This is a genomic window from Blautia sp. HCP3S3_C12 (assembly GCF_052064155.1).
Lineage (GTDB): Bacteria > Bacillota > Clostridia > Lachnospirales > Lachnospiraceae > Blautia_A.
In genome coordinates this window covers 46,464-66,111 of sequence record NZ_JBQHWC010000020.1, presented here as the reverse complement: position 1 = coordinate 66,111, position 19,648 = coordinate 46,464, and the positions used below count along the sequence as shown (strand labels likewise).

Sequence of the window (19,648 nt, the reverse complement as noted above, 5' to 3'; positions counted from 1 at the left end):
AACCGCATTCGCATCTTTCGATGCTCATGTGTAAAGAATTTTCGAGAATCGTATGTGTTTCACTGTTTAGTTATCAAGGTTGTCTGTCTTTGCGACAGCTTTGCTATTTTATCATGTTGTTTTTAACTTGTCAAGAACTTTTTTAAGTTTTTTCAAGTTTTTTCAACATTTTCTTCTCAACAGCTTTTCAAGTTTATCACAACTCTTTCTTCCTGTCAAGAACTTTTTCTTCTTTTTTAAGAAGAACGGAGAAGGAGGGATTTGAACCCTCGCGCCGCTATTAACGACCTACTCCCTTTCCAGGGGAGCCCCTTCGGCCAGCTTGGGTACTTCTCCAAATTGCCCTAGAGTTGTTATCCTTCCGGATAACTCTCTTCACACTTTCGTGTTCTTTATAAGATTGTTTCGATGTTTTCTCATCGAAAAACCTTGTATATTATATCGCATTTCAAAGCTGTTTGTCAAGTGTTTTTTTAAGTTTTTTCCAAGACTTTTTTATCAACCTGACAAGCGGAGAGAGTGGGATTCGAACCCACGCGCCCTTGCGGACAAACGGTTTTCAAGACCGCCTCGTTATGACCACTTCGATATCTCTCCGTATTTTCGACGCTTTTCTCTGTCAGCGCAAGTGATATTCTATCACCTTATTTCAGAACTGTCAACAACTAATTTGATTTTTTTTATTTTTTTATTCTCACATTTTTTCAGATCGCAAAAATGCCTCTGCAATCCAAAGATCTTCCGGTGTAGTAATCTTAATATTCTGATAAGATCCTTTCGCCAACGCTACTTTTACCCCCGTCTCCTGTTCGATCACCATGGCATCATCCGTAATATTGCTCATATCTTTCCGGCGAATTTTGTCATGGGCAGTTTTGATTAATGAATATAAGAAAATCTGAGGTGTCTGAACTGTCCAGACATAATTTCTCTCTGGAGTTGATTCTACAAAAGCATTTTTATCGGCCAATTTAACCGTATCCTTAGAAGGCATTCCCAATACACAGGCACCCGTTTTCCGCGTTCTTTCCAGGCCTCTTTCCAACATTTCTTCCGTAATAAATGGTCTGGCTCCGTCATGAATAAATACATAATCGCATGGTATTTCTGAGCAGGCGCAAAGCCCCGCATAAACAGAATCATAACGTTCCTTTCCACCGGCGATCACATTGGTAACCTTGGTAAAACCATACTTATCTACAATCTCTTCTTTGCAATAAGAGACCATTTCCTCCCCTGTCACCAAAATAATATTCCCAATCAACGGACTTTCCTGAAAACAACGCAGAGAATAATACAGAACCGGGTAGCCCTGTATTTCCAGAAACTGCTTCTGTATTTTACTTTGCATCCTTTTTCCCTGACCTGCTGCCAGAACAATTGCTGTATTATTCTCTGTCATTTTTATCTTTCTCCTAATTTTAGATTTGGAACCGCATTCAAATCCCAACCACTGCGGGTTCCTTTCATGTATTCATAATACGCAGCAACACCGATCATAGCTGCATTATCTGTGCAGAAGATAGGTGATGGCCTGAAGAAACTGTAACCATATTTCCGGCAGGCAGTCTCCATGGCATCCCTGAGTGTTCCATTAGATGCAACTCCACCGGCAATAGCAATTTTTTTCATTCCAAAATCTTTTGCTGCTGCCATTGTATGTTCAACCAGCACATCCACAACTGCATTCTGAAAAGAAGCAGCAATATCTGCCCTGTTGATCTCCTCTCCAGTCATCTGTGCATGATTCAGATAGTTCAATACCGCGGACTTTACCCCGCTAAAGCTGAAATCATAGGGACAACCCTCAATTTTCGCCCGTGGAAATTCAATTGCATTTGGATTTCCTTCTTTTGAAAGCTTATCCACCTTGGGTCCTCCTGGATATCCCAGGCCTATTGCCCTGGCTACTTTATCAAAAGCTTCTCCTGCTGCATCATCATGGGTACGTCCCAGAATCTCAAATTCTCCATAGTCCTTCACAATTACCAGGTGTGTATGTCCGCCCGAAACGATCAGACACAAAAACGGTGGTTCCAGATCCGGATGTTCAATATAATTTGCAGAAACATGACCTTCAATGTGGTGTACTCCTACCAATGGCAATTTCTTTGCGTATGCAATTGCCTTGGCCTCTGCTACGCCAACCAGCAAAGCACCAACCAACCCTGGTCCATAGGTCACTCCAATAGCATCCAGATCATCCAAAGTAACTCCTGCCTCTGTCAATGCCTGTTCAATTACCTGATTAATTTTTTCTATATGCTTTCTGGATGCAATTTCCGGTACTACTCCTCCATATAATGTATGAAGTGCGATCTGTGATGAGATCACATTGGATAATATGGTCCGTCCGTTTTTTACCACAGAAGCAGCAGTTTCATCACAGGAGCTCTCAATTGCAAGAATCAATGTATCTTTCATTTTATTATCCTCAATATTTTCCATGCTATCAATTGTTTTGCTTTTCATCTTCAAAATTAAGTTCTACACTTTTTCCGTCTTTTCCCGGAAAAGCATTAGGGAAAATTTCCCTCACCTTATCCATATAATCATCGGGTCTTACCAGTGAAGGACTGTAATGGGTCAGCCACATTTCCTGCACATTGGCATTTCTGGCAAGAACCGCTGCCTCCCGAAATGTCATATGCTTATATCCTTTTGCCTTATCAGCTTTATCATCCTCACCGTACATTCCCTCACAGATAAACAGGTCTGAATCTGCTGCATTTTTCAAAATCGAATCCGTTGGTCTGGTATCTGTAGTGTAAGTAAGTTTAATCCCCTTACGCTCCGGCCCCAAAACCATATCCGGAGTATAAATTTTTCCCTCTGCTTCAATGGTCTGTCCTTTTTGCAGAGGATTCCAGAATTTCAACGGAATTTCCTGTTCCTTAGCTCTCTCTGCAGAAAATTTTCCCTGTCTTAAAATTTCCAGGGTATAACCATAGCAGACTACATTATGATTCACCTTAAAGGCCGTAATTCTGTACCCATTTAATTCTATCACCTGTTCCGGCTGTGTAATTTCTATAAATTTTATATCAAAAGGAAGCTCCGGTGCAATTACACGCAAAGCATTTACTACTCGTTCCAGACCTCTTGGCCCTATCAAAGTCAGGGGCTCTTTGCGGTCCGCATTACCCATAGTAAGAAGCAGTCCCGGCAATCCACTGATATGATCCCCATGATAATGAGTAAAGCAAATCACATCAATAGGTTTAAAGCTCCACCCTTTCTCCTTAATTGCAACCTGAGTTCCCTCTCCGCAATCAATAAGAAGGCTGCTTCCGTTATACCTTGTCATAAGTGCAGTCAGCCATCTTCTCGGAAGAGGCATCATGCCTCCGGTTCCCACTAAACAAATATCTAACATATATTTCCTCCTGTTTTCCGACATAGAATAGCTGCCAGACAATATCTACCCAAAAATTCTTAATTATTTTCAGGATGTCTGGTCATAAGTAATGCATCCTCTGTCGGATCACTGTAATATCCCTTTCGGATACCATCTCTGGTAAAACCATTGCGTTCATAAAGACGGATAGCCCTGTCATTTCCTACCCGAACCTCCAGATGAATCGTAGTAACCCCTCTCTCAGCAGCCAGCCGGATAAGACTCTCCATAAGAAAATTACCAATTCCTTCCTTTTGTCTGTCTCTGCGCACTGCCACATTTGTGATGTCACCTTCATCCAGCACCATAAGAAGCCCGCAATATCCCAATATCTGTTCCTTTTCCTCCACTACAAGAAACATAGCATCTTCTCTGGTAAGAAAAGTAAAAAAGCCCTCTCTTGTCCAAGGTACATGAAACAGTTCCCTCTCGATCTCCATGACCTGTTTCAGGTCATCTATCAACATTTCTCTTAGAATCATGCATTTATCCCCTTTTAAGCCTGTTTTGCTTTCTCTCTTTCTGCCCGTTCCCGTTCTGCCTGAGAAACTCGAAGATATTCCGGAACATGTTCCATGGCAGTCTCTGTTCTGCCCTCTTTGTAATAGATCATTCCAAGTGTACCCACCGCCGCTGCCCGCTGCTTATTCACATGTGCAGGCGCAAAGGAATAATGTACCTGCAGCTTTTCTTCGATCATACTGCGGAACACAGGGACTCCATCTCCCAAAAAAGTCACAGGTTCTCCAAGCTTATTTAATTCTTCGATCAGTTCCGTCACCGGAGATGCCCATTGTTGTTTCACAGCCACAAGCTTATGCTCTTCAAATCTGTAAATACCTGTATAAACCTGGCTTCTTCTGGCATCCATAATAGGGCAGATCAGACCACTGACATCATAAAGATTATATGCCAGTGCATCCACTGTAGGAACAGCTATCAAAGGTTTCTTCAATGCCAGTCCTAATCCCTTCGCTGTGGCAGAGCCTATCCGGAGTCCTGTAAAGGATCCAGGACCTGCTGCCACCGCAATTGCATCTATGGTTTCCAGATCCAATTCTGTCATTTTTACTACCTCATCCAACATAGGCAGAAGTGTCTGGGAATGTGTTTTTTTATAATTAACCGTATATTCTGCCAGCAGAATATCATCTTCAATAACTGCTACAGATGCGACAATTCCTGAACTGTCCAATGCTAAAATCTTCATTTACTATTTACCTCATTTTCTGACCATATCACTCAGTCCAAAATTTTATATCAGCTTTTATTAATTCTTATCAGTCTGAACATAGCCTGTTTTATTCTAATCCTGTCACTGTGATTCTTCGATAGTCAAATCCTTTTTCCAGGTCTTTTTCAATGGTGATCTGAATAAGATTTTCCGGAAGTATCTCTTCAATAAGATTTGCCCATTCAATCAGGCAGATTCCCTTTCCAAAAAAATAATCATCATAACCGATTTCTTCCATCTCCTCAATGTCACCAATACGATAAACATCAAAATGGTACAGTGGAAGACGTCCGGTCTCATATTCCTGTATAATTGTAAAAGTCGGACTACTGATAGGTTCTGTAATTCCCAGTCCTGCCGCCACTCCCTGAGTGAAAACAGTCTTTCCCACTCCCAGGTCACCGGTCAGGGTATAAATCTGTCCCGGTCTGGCATTTTCACCGATTTTCTTCCCTACACAGAAAGTTTCCTGCGGGGTATTTGTCTCTATAATCATGTTTTCCACCTTTTTCTTGCAGAATTATTCTGTGCATATTATAATAGAGCGAACAAGGAAATACAATACTTTTTGAAAAGGAGAATAACTATGGCAAATCCAATCGTTACTATTACCATGGAGAACGGCGATGTGATGAAAGCTGAATTATATCCTGAGATCGCCCCAAATACAGTAAATAATTTTATCAGTCTTGTAAAAAAGAACTTCTACGACGGACTGATTTTTCACCGTGTGATCAATGGCTTTATGATCCAGGGCGGATGTCCCAACGGAAATGGAATGGGAGGCCCCGGATATAGCATCAAAGGCGAATTTACCCATAACAAATTCAAAAATGATCTGAAACATACTGCAGGTGTACTGTCCATGGCAAGAGCTATGAACCCAAATTCTGCAGGCAGCCAGTTTTTTATCATGCATAAAAACGCTCCACATCTGGATGGAGAGTACGCAGCGTTTGGCAAGATCACAGAAGGCATGGATGTGGTAAACCGAATTGCAGAGGAAGATACCGATTATAATGACAGACCTCTGGATGAGCAGAAAATCAAAAGTATGACTGTGGATACTTTTGGAACAGAGTATCCGGAACCGGAAAAATGCTGATCCTGAATATGTAGTAAAAAAATTCCAGGGAGCAGTCCTGCAGATACTTATTATCTGCAGGACTGCTCCCTGTTACTTTATTCCTGAAAAATTTTTATTTCACCATTTACCGCTGCATAATATAAATCTCTGTCTTTTTTTAATCTGGCACGTCCATTGGTTGCCTGAGTAATCTTTTTTTCTGTAATCTGGATCTGGTCAGAAGGGACAAGGAGATGAACAACCACTTTATCTGTATATTCTGTGTCCAGAATAGGAAGCCTTTGTTCTCCGGCTATATATTGGATTTTTCCGATCCCTGTGTAATCTGTAATTATTTCCATGGAAATCCCATGGGTTTTCTCAATTATTGTGCTGACCGCCAAACCTTCCTGGAGACTTTTGGAATAAGCACGTACCAAACCGCCGGTTCCCAGCAGAACCCCGCCAAAATATCTGGTAACTACTGCCGCCACATTATAAATATCTTCTCCCAGAATCACATCCAGCATAGGCCGTCCTGCAGTTCCTGAGGGTTCGCCATCATCACTGCATCTGGTATATTCTCTGTTTTTTCCTACAGAATACACATAACAATTATGTCTGGCATCCCAGTATTTTTTTTTCATTTCTTCTATAAATGCCAGAGCCTCTTCTTCTGTATTCACCGGACGCACAGTAGCAATGAATCTGGATTTTTTTTCAATAATCTCGCCTTCACCGCCTTCGTATACCGTTTTATATTTTTCAAGCATTTAGGATTCCTCCGTTTTTACTGTAAGCAAAGTGTTTTATGATTTACAGTTACTATTCACACACCACTATCCCGAGACATACGAGCCAAAATTCCATTGCCGCAGGCAATCTGGAATGAATTTTGGCTACGTTACTGTGAACGGAGTGACCAGTAACGATTTACAGTGTATCACGGATTACAAAAAAAAACCAGTATTGTATATACTAATGAACAGATAAAACGACAGACCTGATAACAGATTATCTCTATTTTTTTATTTTATGCTTTATTTACTTATTCTTATTTGATATAATTAAACGGATTATAAAGGAGGTCTAACATGAACTATGGTAAAAAATCCGCAGCGCAGAAGCGAAATTCTCTGATTTCCCGTTCCTCCATGATGGGAAAACGTGCCAGGGTTTCGTTCATCAGATTGCTGTTTGTATCTCTGATCGCACTCTGTATCGGAGTGACCTGTCTGGGAATCGGATCTTTTAAAGGAGTTATTGATAATGCTCCTGATGTAAATGACATTGATATCATGCCCTTAGGTTATGCAACATTTCTCTACGATGATCAGGGCAATCAGATTCGTAAACTGGCTGCTCCCGATGCCAACCGACTGCCTGTAACCCTGGAACAGATTCCGGTAGAATTGCAGCATGCAGTAGTTGCTATCGAGGATGAACGATTTTATGAACATAATGGTATCGATGTCCGAGGTATTCTCCGCGCAGGCGTAAAAGCTCTCACAAGCGGCGATTTTTCGGAAGGTGCCAGCACGATCACCCAGCAGCTGCTTAAAAATAATGTTTTCACCAACTGGACCAGTGAATCTACCCAGCTTGAACGTTTCACACGTAAATTCCAGGAACAGTATCTTGCCATTCAGGTTGAGAAAAAAACTGATAAGGATGCCATTCTTGAAAACTATCTGAATACGATCAACCTTGGTGCCGGTGCATATGGTGTACAGGCTGCTGCCAGACAATATTTTGATAAGGACGTATGGGATCTTAACCTTTCTGAATGTGCCACTTTAGCAGGTATCACCCAGAATCCTACAAAATTTAATCCTATTCTTAACCCTGACAGCAACAAAAAACGTCGAAAAGAAGTTCTGCAACATATGCTTGATCAGAACTATATTACTGAAGAACAGTATAAAGAGGCTCTTGAAGATGATGTATATTCCAGGATTCAGGCTGCCCAGGAAAAACACTCCGACAATTCCAATACCATTTATACCTATTTCGAGGATGAACTGACAGACCAGATCATTAATGACCTTATGAATATTAAGGGTTACACAAAAACCCAGGCTACCAACCTGCTTTACAGCGGCGGTCTTAAAGTCTATACCACCCAGGATTCTGCTATCCAGAATATTCTGGATGAGGAATATACCGATCCTTCCAATTTCCCGGATCAGACACAGTATGAACTGGATTTTGCCCTTACTGTTACAGATCCCGAAGGCAATCAGGTTAACTACAGCAAAGAAATGCTGCAGCTTTATTTCCAGAATGAGGATCCGAATTTTGATCTTCTCTTTGATTCTCCTGAAGAAGGCCAGACTTATGTAGATCGTTATAAAGAAAACATTCTGGCTGACGGCAGCAAAATAGTTGCAGAACGTGTAAATTTCGCACCACAGCCTCAGTCCTCTATGAGTGTCATCGATCAGCATACAGGTTATGTAAAAGCCCTGATTGGCGGGCGCGGCGAAAAAACAGCCAGCCTGACCCTAAACCGAGCTACAGACACTACCCGCCAGCCAGGTTCAACATTCAAAATTGTATCTACCTATGCTCCTGCATTAAATGAAAAGGGCATGACACTTGCTACTACTTTTGAAGATGAACCATATACCTATCCGGACGGATCTCCAGTCAATAACAGTACACGTTCCTACGAAGGAACAACTACTATCCGTACAGCAATTCAGAACTCCGTTAACGTTGTTGCGGTAAAATGTCTGGAAGAAGTAACCCCTGATCTGGGACTGAAATATCTGGATAATTTTGGATTTACCACCCTGGCACACGGAACAGAAGCAGATAAGGATGCCAATGGCAATATCTGGAGTGATGCCAACCTTGCCACAGCACTTGGTGGTATTACCAAGGGTGTCACAAATGTAGAATTATGTGCTGCCTATGCATCTATCGCAAATAGCGGTAATTATATCAAACCAATTTACTATACCAAAATCCTGGATCATAACGGTAATGTACTGATCGAGAATACCTCTGTAGAGCGTTCTGTAATCAAGGAAAGCACTGCTTATCTCCTTACAAGTGCTATGGAGGATGTTGTCAAATACGGTACAGGTACCGCCTGCCAGCTTGATAATATGGCTGTAGCCGGTAAAACCGGTACTACTGAAGCTTATAACGATGTTTGGTTTGTGGGATATACCCCTTATTATACCTGTGCAATATGGTCCGGTTATGATAACAACGAAAAGCTTCCTGATTATGCACGTAAATATCACCGTAATCTTTGGAAAAAAGTTATGACAAGAATCCATGAGGGACTGCCTCAAAAAGATTTTGAGAAACCTGCAAGTGTAGAAAAACTGAGCATCTGTGCTATCTCCGGACTTCTTCCAAGAGCCGGCTGTCCTGTAACCACAGAATATTTCGATGTAGGTACTATGCCAACAGAATACTGTGAAGAACACTTCTACGACGAAAGCAGTTATGATTATGATACTTCAGATCAGACAGATTCTTCCAGCACAGACACTTCTGATGCCGAAAATACGGACACTTCCGATGCCGAAAATACAGACACTTCTGATGATAGCACTGATGGCACCGAAAACACGGATGGCACTGACGGTGACAACACCGGAGATAATGATTATGATAATACTGGTGATACCGATGATGGCGGCGATGATAGTCAGTATCAGATTGATTATTAATTACTCTTCAAAAAAACCGCATTCTGCAAAAACAGAATGCGGTTTTTTAATTTTCTAATTTTATCTATATCTTCTTTATCAGATCACCATTCTGGCAGAACCATAAATTCCTGCATCATTTCCCAGCTTTGCCAGAATGATCGGAGTTTCCTTGCATGCTGAAAATGCATACTTTTTATAATGTGTTTCAATACAATCGATCAAAGGCTGTCCTGCTCTGGAAACACCACCACCTATTACAATGGCCTCTGGATCAACAACGCAGGCAAACACAGCAAGGGCACTTCCCAGCTTCTCTCCAACCTCATCCATAACTTTTGCAGCCAGCTTATCCCCTTCTTTGTATGCATCCAGAACATTTTTCGCAGAAAGTCTGGAAAAGCCACGAAGAACACTCTCCTCATCAGTAGCTTCCATAACTCTTTTTGCCACACGTACAATGCCTGTTGCAGATGCGTACTGTTCCAAACAGCCTCTGTTTCCACAGTTGCATTTTTCTGTCTCATCATGCTGAACAGCTGCATGACCAATCTCTCCTCCAGCTCCATGGGAACCGGAAATAATTCTGCTATCCAGAATAATTCCGCCTCCAACGCCTGTGCCAAGGGTAACCATAATTACATTTTTAGCTCCTGCTGCCGCGCCCTTCCAGGCTTCGCCGAGAGCAGCTACATTGGCATCATTGCCTGCCATAGATGGAAGACCTGTCAACTCTGTCAGCTCTTTGGTCACCGCTTTAAATCCCCAGAAGAGATTTACTGCACACAAAACCTCCCCTTTATCATTGACCGGTCCCGGAACGCCAATTCCCACACCATCGATTTCCGCCTTATCCAACTTTCGTTCTTCGATCTTATCCAAAATTGTTTTCGCAATATCCGGAAGAATGGCCTCGCCGTTATTCTCCTTACGCGTAGGAATTTCCCACTTTTCCATCAAAATACCATCCGTCTGAAAAAGTCCGCATTTTACCGAAGTACCACCTACGTCAATTCCAAAACAATACTTTCCCATATTAGCCTCCATTATTTATCTTTTTCAGTATTTATACCGTACCTTCTTGCCCGGTCATACTCATGCATTATTTAGTCTCCCGTTTCTTGGCAATATTAGCCTGTACTCGCTTATAAAGCTCCTCCGCCGCATTATAGCCCATTTTTTTCTGTCGATGGTTAACTGCCGCAGATTCAACGATAATTGCCAGATTTCGTCCCGGACGAATTGGCAGGGAATGGCATACTATCTTATTGCCCAGATATTCCGTGTATTCCTCATGAAGTCCCAGACGATCATACTCTTTATCTCTGTCCCACTCCTCTAGCTTGATCACCAGATCCACCGACTGTGTATCCTTAACACTCTCAACACCAAAAAGAGTCTTTACATCAATAATTCCAATACCACGAAGCTCAATAAAATGTCTGGTAATATCCGGTGCAGAACCAACCAGAGTAACATCACTAACTTTTCGAAGTTCTACCACATCATCGCTTACCAGACGGTGTCCTCGCTTGATCAGTTCCAGAGCAGCTTCACTTTTACCGATTCCACTCTCGCCTGTAATAAGTACACCTTCACCATATACATCCACCAGAACACCATGAATAGAAATACAGGGTGCCAACTGAACTCCCAGCCAGCGGATAATCTCAGCCATAAAACTTGATGTTATTCTCTCTGTCACAAATGTAGGCACATGATATTTCAACGCCAGATCAATCATATCCTGAGATGGTCTGGTCATCGTGCTGAAAATCACACACGGAATCTTGCTTGAAATAAACCTCTCATATTTAAACTTACGTTCTTCGTCACTGAGCTGCATCAGATAAGTATACTCCACATATCCGATAATCTGCACACGTTCATTTGCAAAGTGCTCCAGATACCCTGTAAGCTGAAGTGCCGGTCTGTTGATCTCAGCAGTTTTTATCCAGATCTCAGCCAGATCAATTTCGGGAGTAAGATTGTGAAGTCCCAGCTCCTGTACTAATTTTGTCAACTGCACACCCTTCATTTGTTTTCTCCTTTTCAGTTAAAATCTCCTGTTTTTTATTATAGCACACTCCTATATATAATGTAACCCTTAACCTGATTACTTACTATTTGACACATGAAAAAAATCATATACCTGCTGTGCACTTCCTGCGTTCATACTCTCTGTCTCTGTCAGTTCTTCCAGGGAGGCATCCCGGATATTTTCCAGGGATTTGAATTTCCGCATCAACGCCTTACGTCTGGTTTCTCCGATTCCCGGAATATCATCCAGCAGAGAATGTACCTGTTCTTTGCTTCGCAGAGACCTATGGAATTCTATAGCAAATCTGTGGGCTTCATCCTGAATTCTGGTGATCAGACGAAAGCCCTCGCTTCCTGCATCAACAGGAATTTCCGCATTGTTATAATAAAGCCCCCTGGTCCTGTGATGATCATCCTTTACCATACCACATACCGGAATATTAATTCCCAGTTCTTCCAGAACCTTCAGTGCAATATTCACCTGTCCTCTGCCTCCGTCCATCAGAATCAGATCCGGCAAAATAGAAAAGCTATCAAACTCATCCTTTCCTTCATGGGTGAAACGTCTGGTCAATACCTCTTCCATACTGGCATAGTCATTGGGGCCCTGCACCCACTTAATCTTAAACTTACGGTAATCACTGCGTTTTGGCTTTCCTTTTTCATAAACTACCATAGAGCCAACAGATTCAAATCCACTGATATTAGAAATATCATAAGCCTCCATCCTTCTGATCCCGGAAAGTCCCAGCCAGGTCTCTATCTCATGGACAGCACCGATTGTTCTGCCCTCCTCACGCCTGATACGTTCTCTGTCTTTATCCAGAACCATTCTTGCATTTTCTTCTGCAAGCTCCACCAGTTTTTCTTTGGTTCCTTTTTTCGGCACCCGGATATATACTCTCTGTTTTCTCCTGGAAGTCAGCCATTCTTCAATAATCGAAGCATCCTCTATTTCTCTCTGGAGCATGATCTCCCTGGGAATAAAAGGCGTCCCTGCATAAAATTGTTTGATAAAACTGGATAACACCTGTGATCTGGTATCACCCCTTGCCACTCTAAGAAAGAAATGTTCTCTGCCGATCAGTTTACCTCCTCGGACAAAAAATACCTGCACTACCGCGTCCTGCTCACGCAGATCCAGACTGTCATCCATGGCAGCTGCAATAATATCCTTATCTTCTTCCCCGTAGCTTGTAATTTTCTGTCTCTCCCCAATCTTCTGAATACTGCGGATAAGATCCCGGTATTCCATAGCATCTTCAAACCGCATTTCTTCGGATGCTGTCACCATTTTCTCTGTAAGCATGTCAATGGTATCCTGAAAGTCTCCATTTAGAAATTTCAACAGTTTACCGATGCTCTTTTTGTACTCCTCAGAAGTTACATATCCCTGACAGGGAGCAGCACACTGTTTCATATGATAATACAGACATGGTCTGTCCTTTCCACAGTCCCTGGGAAGAACACGGCTGCATGAACGAACTTTATACAGCTTGCGCACCAGTTCGATCACATCCTTTACTGCCCCTGCACTGGTATAAGGGCCAAAATATTTAGCTTTATCCTTACGCATTCTCCTGGCAAACAGTACTCTGGGATATTCTTCATTTACCGTTACTTTGATAAAAGGATAACTTTTGTCATCCTTAAGCATGGTATTATACTTTGGCCGATGCTCCTTGATCAGATTACACTCCAACACAAGGGCTTCCAGTTCAGAATCTGTAATGATATATTCGAATCTGGATATATGTGTTACCATCTGTTCTATTTTGGCCCCTTTATTCCGGCTACTCTGAAAATACTGCCGAACCCGGTTTTTCAGGCTTACTGCCTTTCCCACATAAATGATCTCATCCTTCTCGCCATGCATAATATAAACCCCCGGTTTCCCCGGAAGCTTTTTTAATTCTTCCTCTATCTGAAACAATATCTATTACCTGTTCCTTTCACTTACCATAATATCAGAAGCATTCATTAGATAGTCATAATAATTGTAAATTATGACTCTGACTTCGTCAATCATCACCGCAATATTTCCGATTAAGAAAAAAGGCTGTGTTACTGTTCACTCCGTTCCCAGCAACACGCTTCGCGGGATGTTACCAGCGAACAGTAAAAAGGCTGTTACATCATTTTAACGTAACAGCCCATTTTTCACCTATTCTTCTGTTTTATCTTTCAGTTCAAACTCGTCCAGATTCTCCGGAATATCCATTCCCATCTCCACGGCACGAAAAATCTTCATAAACTCTTTGCCTGTGATTGTTTCCCTTCGGATCAGATATTCAGCAATCCTGTCCAGTGCTGCTCTGTGACTGCCAAGAAGCTGCTTCGCCTCCTCATAAGAATTATGAAGAAGTATCATTACTTCATGATCTACCTCTGTTGCTGTATCATCTCCACAATTCAGCACAGCTCTTCCGCTTAGATACTGATTCTCCTGTGTAGCCAGTCCCATCAATCCAAATTTCTCAGACATACCATATTGCGTAACCATAGCTCTTGCTACCTTGGTAGCCTGTTCAATATCATTTGCCGCACCTGTAGTCACTGTATCAAAAACCAGCTCTTCTGCCGCACGGCCGCCAAGATAACCTACAAGCATAGCTTCCAGTTCCTTCTTGGTATTAAGATACTTCTCTTCCTCAGGTACCTGCATAACATATCCCAGTGCTCCCATGGTTCTGGGCACAATGGTAATCTTCTGTACTGGCTCTGCGTCTTTCTGCAGTGCACTGACCAATGCATGTCCCACCTCATGATAAGAAACAATCTTTCGCTCCTGAGCACTGAGAATCCTGTCTTTCTTCTCCTTGCCCACCAGAACTACTTCCACTGCTTCCAACAAATCTCTCTGAGATACTGCACGCCGGCCATTTTTCACTGCCAAAATCGCAGCTTCATTGACCATATTTGCCAGGTCTGAGCCAACTGCACCGGAAGTTGCCAATGCAATGTTTTCAAAATCCACAGTCTCATCCAGACTGACATTTCTGGCATGTACTTTCAGAATCTCAATTCGGCCTTTCAGATCCGGACGGTCAACAATCACCCGCCTGTCAAAACGTCCCGGACGGAGAAGAGCAGGATCCAGAACCTCCGGACGGTTGGTAGCCGCCAAAATCAGAAGCCCCTTGGAAGTGTCAAAACCATCCATCTCCGCCAGTAACTGATTCAAGGTCTGTTCTCTCTCATCATTTCCGCCGCCGTAATGGGAATCACGACTCTTTCCTATGGCATCAATTTCATCAATAAAAATAATACAGGGAGCATTTTTCTTTGCTTCCTCAAACAGATCACGAACACGGGATGCACCCACGCCTACAAACATTTCTACAAATTCAGAACCTGATAAAGAGAAAAACGGCACATGCGCTTCTCCTGCAACAGCCTTTGCCAGAAGGGTTTTACCTGTTCCGGGAGGTCCAACCAGAAGCGCTCCCTTGGGAAGCTTAGCTCCAATAGTTGTATATTTACCGGGATTATGAAGGAAGTCCACTACCTCCTGCAAGGATTCCTTGGCCTCATCCTGTCCTGCCACATCCTTGAAGGTTACTCCTGTATCCTTCTGGATATAAGCTTTGGCACGGCTCTTACCAACTCCCATCATTCCGCCGCCTTTATTCATTCGGCGCATAAATATCATGAGAAGTGCAAACAGCAACAGTGTTGGAAGCAGAACACTTACCAGCATAGCCACTACTTCACTGACAGCGTCCGGCGGCTGTGACTGAAATTTAATTCCTGTCCCTTCCAGACGTTCTGTGAGCTTATCCTCTGACTCCATCTGATTGGTATAATAAACCTTTTCCGAAAAGTCCGAATCCTGCTGCTTGGGCACAATCGTCAGGGTATCTGATTGCAGTGTGACTTTTTTCACTTCTCCGTTGTCTACCATTTTGATAAATTTATCATAACTGATCTCACTGGAATTATCTTTGAGCATATTGGTAAACATAGCAAAACACACCAGAGTGATCAGAAGGCACACCAGAAAGGCAAGGATCGACTGATGATTTTTATTCGGATCCATTTTACCCGGACCCTTATTATCAGGACCATTGCCATTTGGGTTATTGTCCATGTGATTATCCATTTTGTTCCTCCTATTTATTATCTATTTTATTATAAAGAGAATTTTCCTATAAATCAACCTGGATATTTGGAAATCCTGTCTGTTTTTGAAAAAAATAGAAAAATATATTTATTTTTAATTTAAATTTATCGTTACAAACCTGTTCTTTTGTAGTATACTAATGGCAAAGTGTTTTTAAACATAGGAACAGATAGAAATAATAGGGAGAGGAAAGGAAACGAACAAATGAAGATAGGATTTGACAACGACAAATATCTGAAAATGCAGTCCGAACATATTCGGGAACGTATCAATAAGTTTGGCAACAAGCTTTATCTGGAATTCGGCGGCAAGCTTTTTGATGACTACCATGCTTCCAGAGTTCTTCCGGGATTTGAGCCGGACAGCAAACTGCGTATGCTGATGCAGCTTTCTGATCAGGCAGAGATCGTTATTGTAATCAGCGCCGCTGATATTGATAAAAATAAAGTCAGAGGTGACCTGGGTATCACTTATGATGAAGATGTACTCCGCCTTATGGAAGTCTTTACAGAGCGCGGACTTTATGTAGGAAGTGTCTGCATCACCCAGTATTCCGGACAGGAAAGCGCAGATGCGTTTAAGAAACGTCTGGAGAAGCTTGGAATCAAAGTATACGTGCTTTATCTGATCCCGGGTTATCCGAATAATACTTCCTTTATTGTAAGTGATGAGGGATATGGCAAGAACGATTATATCGAAACAACAAGACCACTGGTTGTCATCACTGCTCCAGGACCCGGAAGCGGAAAAATGGCCGCCTGCCTTTCTCAGCTTTACCATGAATACAAGCGCGGTGTCAAGGCAGGATATGCCAAATTTGAAACTTTCCCAATCTGGAATATTCCTCTGAAGCATCCGGTAAACCTGGCATATGAAGCAGCTACTGCAGACTTAAATGATGTGAACATGATCGACCCGTTCCATCTGGAAGCATATGGAGAAACTACCATCAACTACAACCGTGACGTTGAAGTTTTCCCTGTTCTTCAGGCTATGTTTGAAAAGATCATGGGCGAGTGCCCTTACAAATCTCCCACAGATATGGGCGTTAATATGGCCGGTAACTGCATCGTTGATGATGAAGTCTGCAAGGAAGCTGCACGTCAGGAGATCATCCGCAGATATTATAAGAGCATGGAAGCTCTGGTTCGCGGAGCCGGACGTGAGGAAGAAGTTTTCAAAATCGAACTTCTGCTGAAACAGGCTCATGTAACCATCGAAGACCGCAAGGTGGTTCCTGCTGCGTTGAAACGCGAAGAAGAAACAGGTGCACCTGCTGCTGCCCTGGAACTTCCTGACGGACGTATTGTTACAGGTAAGACTTCTGAACTTCTCGGGGCATCCTCAGCACTGCTTCTGAATGCACTGAAAGAACTGGCAGGAATCGATCATGACAAACATGTTATCTCTCCGGAAGCATTAAGACCGATTCAGGCACTCAAAACAGAATATCTGGGAAGCAGGAACCCAAGACTTCATTCTGATGAAACTCTGATCGCGCTTTCCATCAGTGCTGCTGATAACGAAGACGCAAAGCTTGCGCTACAGCAGATTCCGAAATTAAAAGGCTGCCAGGTTCATACTTCCGTACTCCTGTCTCAGGTGGATATCCTGGAATTCCGTAAGCTGGGTGTTGAACTTACCTGTGAGCCGAAATCTGAGCATGCTAAGAAACTGCAGAAATAATTTCTGAAATGGTTTTCAAATAGCAGCAGAAAACTCTGAAAATCCACAATATCTATATAATGATACAAGAAAGAATCCTGCCTGAACATATGACAGTTTCATATGAACAGGCAGGAATTTTTTATTTCTCTATAATCTCAATCGCTCTGTCCGGATAATTGGTAATGACTGCTTCTGCACCTGCGTCTTTTACCAGCTGGATGTGTTCTGGTTTGTTGGCAGTCCATACGTGCATTTTCAGTCCGGCACGTTTGACTTCTTCTATGAATTGTGGGTATTTCAGGTGATAAACTGCAGGGTGTACGGCGTTGATTCCGAGATTTTTGGCGTACATGGCTGGATTTACCCATCCGTCACTGAAAAGGATTCCGGTCTGTACCTGATTGTCTAACTGTTTTAACTGCAACAGGCTATAATGATTAAAGGAAGAATAGATCAGTTGGTCTTCCATATTCATTTCTTTTACCAGTTTCAGAATCTTCTCTTCCATTCCCGGATAGAAGCAGATGCTGTTCTTTAGTTCAATGTTTATCATCATGTCTGTGGTGCGCATGAGCTCCAGTACTTCTGCCAGAGTTGGAATGTGATAAATTCCCGATGGTTCTGCGGGTGTGCTGACTTTTAATTCTTTCAATTGAGCCAGTGTCATATCTTTGATCAGTCCGGTTCCGTCTGTGACACGATCTACGTTTTCGTCGTGCATAACGATGAGTTCGCCGTCTGCGGAAGTATGTACATCCAGTTCGATTCCGTCTGCGCCCTGTCTGATAGCAAGTTCAAATGCTTCCAGAGTGTTCTCCGGTCTGTATCCGCTGGCACCCCTGTGTGCCCATACTTTTGTTGTTCTCTTTATTGTTTCTGTCATTTCCATATGCCTCTCTTATATAAAATTCATTTACAATATCCCCCAATAATATATTTCACCTTTTCCATCTCCGCTTTTTTGCAAAATACCCAGACAGCTAGGCTGTCATATTGTGGAAATTACCGTAAATCTTCATAAACAGGGAACCGCATACGCAGCCCCCTGTCCTCATTTAAGTATAAATATTTTTCCTGTGAATGATTATAACACCTCTCGGTATACTGTTTTCAATATTTTTTATTCATTCAGCAAGTTATAATCTTCGATAGATTTGTTCATATCAGAAGCCATTTTGCTCACCGCATCCTCTGCAGATTCTTTTCCGTTGAGCATATTCTCTACTTCTGTCTCTACAATCGCACGTGCTTCCGGGAATACACTGAGAAGTGCACCTGCATATTCCGGTGCAGAATCATGAAGCTGGTCAATGGCTGTCTGGAACTGTGGGTATTTTGCAATGTTGTCTTTGAATACCTGCTCGTCATGTGCTGCTGTTGTTACAGGGAAGTATCCTGTCTGTGCATTCCAGTATGCCTGTGATTCCGCAGATACCAGATATTTTACAAATTCCCATGTAGCTGCTTTCTTTGCATCATCCTGGTTGTCAAGCATCCAGAGAGAAGCACCACCGATGGATACACCACCTTTATCATCATCTGTAATGGATGGGAAGTATGCGGTACCTACTTCAAAGGAACCGTTTACATCCTGCAGAATCTGTTTCAGGGACGCTGTGGAACCTAATGTCATAGCTGCTTTTCCGGAAGAGAAATCTGCAAGTCCGGAATCTCCGCCTCTTCCTACGTTTGGTGCATAGCCTGCGTCATAAAGTTTCTTCCACTCATTAAGAATATTCAGTGCACCTCCGTTTTCATCGAATGCAACCTTTGTAGCTGCTGCCTCACGTCCGTTTCCGTTATCTACATATGGCAGACCCTGTTTGCACATAAACTCTTCGAAAAACCATCCATAGATTCCCATGGATAATGCTTCTCCCGCACCGCCTTTGTTTACAAGGTCATCTGCAACCTCTGCGATTCCCTCAAGGCTTGTAGGTACCTCTGTCACACCTGCTTTGTCAAACATATCCTTGTTGTAATAAAGAATCGGTGTAGAGGAGTTAAATGGCATGGAATATAATTTATCATCTACTATATAATAAGCTGTGATATTTGGTTCCAGATCAGATACATCATATCCTTCGCTGTCAATCATGTCCTGCATTGGGATCACCCATCCGGAATCGATCATGAAACGGGTTCCGATATCATAAATCTGCACCAGATCAGCTCCCATATTTCCAAGCTGGGCACTTTTTAACTTATTGATCTCATCGTCATATTCTCCCTGATACTGAGAATCCACTTTAATTCCATATTCATTTTCTTCATTAAATTTATTTACCAGATAGTCCAGTGCTTCCCCGTTGACACCGCCCATTGCGTGCCAGAATGAAATCGTTGTTCCCTCCGGAATGTCTGCCTTTTTCTCTGCTGCCATGCAGGTAGTTGGAAGAATTGCGCTGAATACTGTTGCTGCTGTTAATAATACTGCGAGTTTACGCTTCAT

General features: G+C 42.5%; 16 protein-coding genes and 2 tRNA genes. 3 read left to right on the top strand and 15 right to left on the bottom strand.

All coding sequences use genetic code 11. The features are described 5' to 3' along the window. Positions 1-246: 246 nt before the first annotated feature. The 8 genes from ACTNDS_RS13880 to tsaE all read right to left on the bottom strand — a co-directional run bounded on the left by ACTNDS_RS13880 (position 247) and on the right by tsaE (position 5,127). Positions 247-336, bottom strand: a tRNA-Ser gene (locus ACTNDS_RS13880). A 175-nt stretch (positions 337-511) separates the two neighbouring features. Continuing rightward, positions 512-597 (bottom strand) — tRNA-Ser (locus tag ACTNDS_RS13875). A 97-nt stretch (positions 598-694) separates the two neighbouring features. Further along, complete coding sequence (ispD, locus tag ACTNDS_RS13870; RefSeq protein WP_441036417.1) at positions 695-1,402, bottom strand: 2-C-methyl-D-erythritol 4-phosphate cytidylyltransferase; 708 nt, start codon at positions 1,400-1,402, stop codon at positions 695-697. A gap of 2 nt (positions 1,403-1,404) precedes the next feature. Then, a complete protein-coding gene (tsaD, locus tag ACTNDS_RS13865; protein ID WP_173743985.1) occupies positions 1,405-2,424 on the bottom strand; it encodes a tRNA (adenosine(37)-N6)-threonylcarbamoyltransferase complex transferase subunit TsaD in 1,020 nt (339 codons plus the stop codon). A 28-nt stretch (positions 2,425-2,452) separates the two neighbouring features. Next, positions 2,453-3,376, bottom strand: a complete 924-nt coding sequence (locus tag ACTNDS_RS13860) for a ribonuclease Z (RefSeq protein ID WP_173743984.1) — start codon at positions 3,374-3,376, stop codon at positions 2,453-2,455. Positions 3,377-3,435: 59 nt separating this feature from the next. Continuing rightward, a complete protein-coding gene (gene rimI, locus ACTNDS_RS13855) occupies positions 3,436-3,879 on the bottom strand; it encodes a ribosomal protein S18-alanine N-acetyltransferase (RefSeq protein ID WP_441036416.1) in 444 nt (147 codons plus the stop codon). Positions 3,880-3,893: 14 nt separating this feature from the next. Then, on the bottom strand, positions 3,894-4,607 hold the full coding sequence (tsaB, locus tag ACTNDS_RS13850) for a tRNA (adenosine(37)-N6)-threonylcarbamoyltransferase complex dimerization subunit type 1 TsaB (protein WP_441036414.1): 714 nt from the start codon (positions 4,605-4,607) through the stop codon (positions 3,894-3,896). Between the two features lie 91 nt (positions 4,608-4,698). Further along, positions 4,699-5,127, bottom strand: a complete 429-nt coding sequence (tsaE, locus tag ACTNDS_RS13845; RefSeq protein WP_173743981.1) for a tRNA (adenosine(37)-N6)-threonylcarbamoyltransferase complex ATPase subunit type 1 TsaE — start codon at positions 5,125-5,127, stop codon at positions 4,699-4,701. Positions 5,128-5,217: 90 nt separating this feature from the next. Between tsaE and ACTNDS_RS13840 the strand changes: the two genes are divergently transcribed. Then, positions 5,218-5,736 carry a peptidylprolyl isomerase gene (locus tag ACTNDS_RS13840; protein ID WP_019160853.1) on the top strand — a complete coding sequence of 173 codons (519 nt, stop codon included), beginning with the start codon at positions 5,218-5,220 and terminating at the stop codon, positions 5,734-5,736. A gap of 77 nt (positions 5,737-5,813) precedes the next feature. On the opposite strand, the gene ACTNDS_RS13835 is transcribed toward ACTNDS_RS13840, so the two are convergent. Continuing rightward, the gene (locus tag ACTNDS_RS13835) at positions 5,814-6,470 is read right to left on the bottom strand and encodes a YigZ family protein (protein WP_303243418.1); all 657 of its coding nucleotides are present in this window, start codon (positions 6,468-6,470) and stop codon (positions 5,814-5,816) included. Positions 6,471-6,791: 321 nt separating this feature from the next. Between ACTNDS_RS13835 and ACTNDS_RS13830 the strand changes: the two genes are divergently transcribed. Further along, positions 6,792-9,386, top strand: coding sequence for a transglycosylase domain-containing protein (locus ACTNDS_RS13830; RefSeq protein ID WP_441036411.1), 2,595 nt, complete (start codon positions 6,792-6,794; stop codon positions 9,384-9,386). A gap of 78 nt (positions 9,387-9,464) precedes the next feature. Here the strand turns inward: ACTNDS_RS13830 and ACTNDS_RS13825 are convergent, their stop codons facing one another. The 4 genes from ACTNDS_RS13825 to ftsH all read right to left on the bottom strand — a co-directional run bounded on the left by ACTNDS_RS13825 (position 9,465) and on the right by ftsH (position 15,507). Continuing rightward, complete coding sequence (locus tag ACTNDS_RS13825) at positions 9,465-10,400, bottom strand: ROK family glucokinase (RefSeq protein ID WP_433845150.1); 936 nt, start codon at positions 10,398-10,400, stop codon at positions 9,465-9,467. 67 nt (positions 10,401-10,467) lie between these two features. Then, positions 10,468-11,403: an HPr(Ser) kinase/phosphatase gene (gene hprK / locus ACTNDS_RS13820; protein ID WP_441036408.1), complete on the bottom strand. Its 936-nt coding sequence runs from the start codon at positions 11,401-11,403 to the stop codon at positions 10,468-10,470. Between the two features lie 78 nt (positions 11,404-11,481). Beyond that, on the bottom strand, positions 11,482-13,338 hold the full coding sequence (gene uvrC / locus ACTNDS_RS13815; protein ID WP_441036407.1) for an excinuclease ABC subunit UvrC: 1,857 nt from the start codon (positions 13,336-13,338) through the stop codon (positions 11,482-11,484). A gap of 231 nt (positions 13,339-13,569) precedes the next feature. Continuing rightward, positions 13,570-15,507: an ATP-dependent zinc metalloprotease FtsH gene (gene ftsH / locus ACTNDS_RS13810; protein WP_441036405.1), complete on the bottom strand. Its 1,938-nt coding sequence runs from the start codon at positions 15,505-15,507 to the stop codon at positions 13,570-13,572. A gap of 225 nt (positions 15,508-15,732) precedes the next feature. Between ftsH and ACTNDS_RS13805 the strand changes: the two genes are divergently transcribed. Beyond that, positions 15,733-17,214: a DUF1846 domain-containing protein gene (locus ACTNDS_RS13805; RefSeq protein WP_441036403.1), complete on the top strand. Its 1,482-nt coding sequence runs from the start codon at positions 15,733-15,735 to the stop codon at positions 17,212-17,214. Between the two features lie 121 nt (positions 17,215-17,335). On the opposite strand, the gene ACTNDS_RS13800 is transcribed toward ACTNDS_RS13805, so the two are convergent. Both ACTNDS_RS13800 and ACTNDS_RS13795 read right to left on the bottom strand, forming a co-directional pair. Continuing rightward, complete coding sequence (locus ACTNDS_RS13800; RefSeq protein WP_441036401.1) at positions 17,336-18,085, bottom strand: glycerophosphodiester phosphodiesterase; 750 nt, start codon at positions 18,083-18,085, stop codon at positions 17,336-17,338. 231 nt (positions 18,086-18,316) lie between these two features. After that, the gene (locus tag ACTNDS_RS13795; protein ID WP_441036399.1) at positions 18,317-19,648 is read right to left on the bottom strand and encodes an ABC transporter substrate-binding protein; all 1,332 of its coding nucleotides are present in this window, start codon (positions 19,646-19,648) and stop codon (positions 18,317-18,319) included.

Coding starts and splice junctions, on each gene's coding strand:
- ispD (WP_441036417.1), bottom strand. CDS start 1,402: ATGACAGAGAATAATACAGCAATTGTTCTGGCAGCAGGTCAGGGAAAA.
- tsaD (WP_173743985.1), bottom strand. CDS start 2,424: ATGAAAGATACATTGATTCTTGCAATTGAGAGCTCCTGTGATGAAACT.
- ACTNDS_RS13860 (WP_173743984.1), bottom strand. CDS start 3,376: ATGTTAGATATTTGTTTAGTGGGAACCGGAGGCATGATGCCTCTTCCG.
- rimI (WP_441036416.1), bottom strand. CDS start 3,879: ATGATTCTAAGAGAAATGTTGATAGATGACCTGAAACAGGTCATGGAG.
- tsaB (WP_441036414.1), bottom strand. CDS start 4,607: ATGAAGATTTTAGCATTGGACAGTTCAGGAATTGTCGCATCTGTAGCA.
- tsaE (WP_173743981.1), bottom strand. CDS start 5,127: ATGATTATAGAGACAAATACCCCGCAGGAAACTTTCTGTGTAGGGAAG.
- ACTNDS_RS13840 (WP_019160853.1), top strand. CDS start 5,218: ATGGCAAATCCAATCGTTACTATTACCATGGAGAACGGCGATGTGATG.
- ACTNDS_RS13835 (WP_303243418.1), bottom strand. CDS start 6,470: ATGCTTGAAAAATATAAAACGGTATACGAAGGCGGTGAAGGCGAGATT.
- ACTNDS_RS13830 (WP_441036411.1), top strand. CDS start 6,792: ATGAACTATGGTAAAAAATCCGCAGCGCAGAAGCGAAATTCTCTGATT.
- ACTNDS_RS13825 (WP_433845150.1), bottom strand. CDS start 10,400: ATGGGAAAGTATTGTTTTGGAATTGACGTAGGTGGTACTTCGGTAAAA.
- hprK (WP_441036408.1), bottom strand. CDS start 11,403: ATGAAGGGTGTGCAGTTGACAAAATTAGTACAGGAGCTGGGACTTCAC.
- ftsH (WP_441036405.1), bottom strand. CDS start 15,507: ATGGATAATCACATGGACAATAACCCAAATGGCAATGGTCCTGATAAT.
- ACTNDS_RS13805 (WP_441036403.1), top strand. CDS start 15,733: ATGAAGATAGGATTTGACAACGACAAATATCTGAAAATGCAGTCCGAA.
- ACTNDS_RS13800 (WP_441036401.1), bottom strand. CDS start 18,085: ATGGAAATGACAGAAACAATAAAGAGAACAACAAAAGTATGGGCACAC.
- ACTNDS_RS13795 (WP_441036399.1), bottom strand. CDS start 19,648: ATGAAGCGTAAACTCGCAGTATTATTAACAGCAGCAACAGTATTCAGC.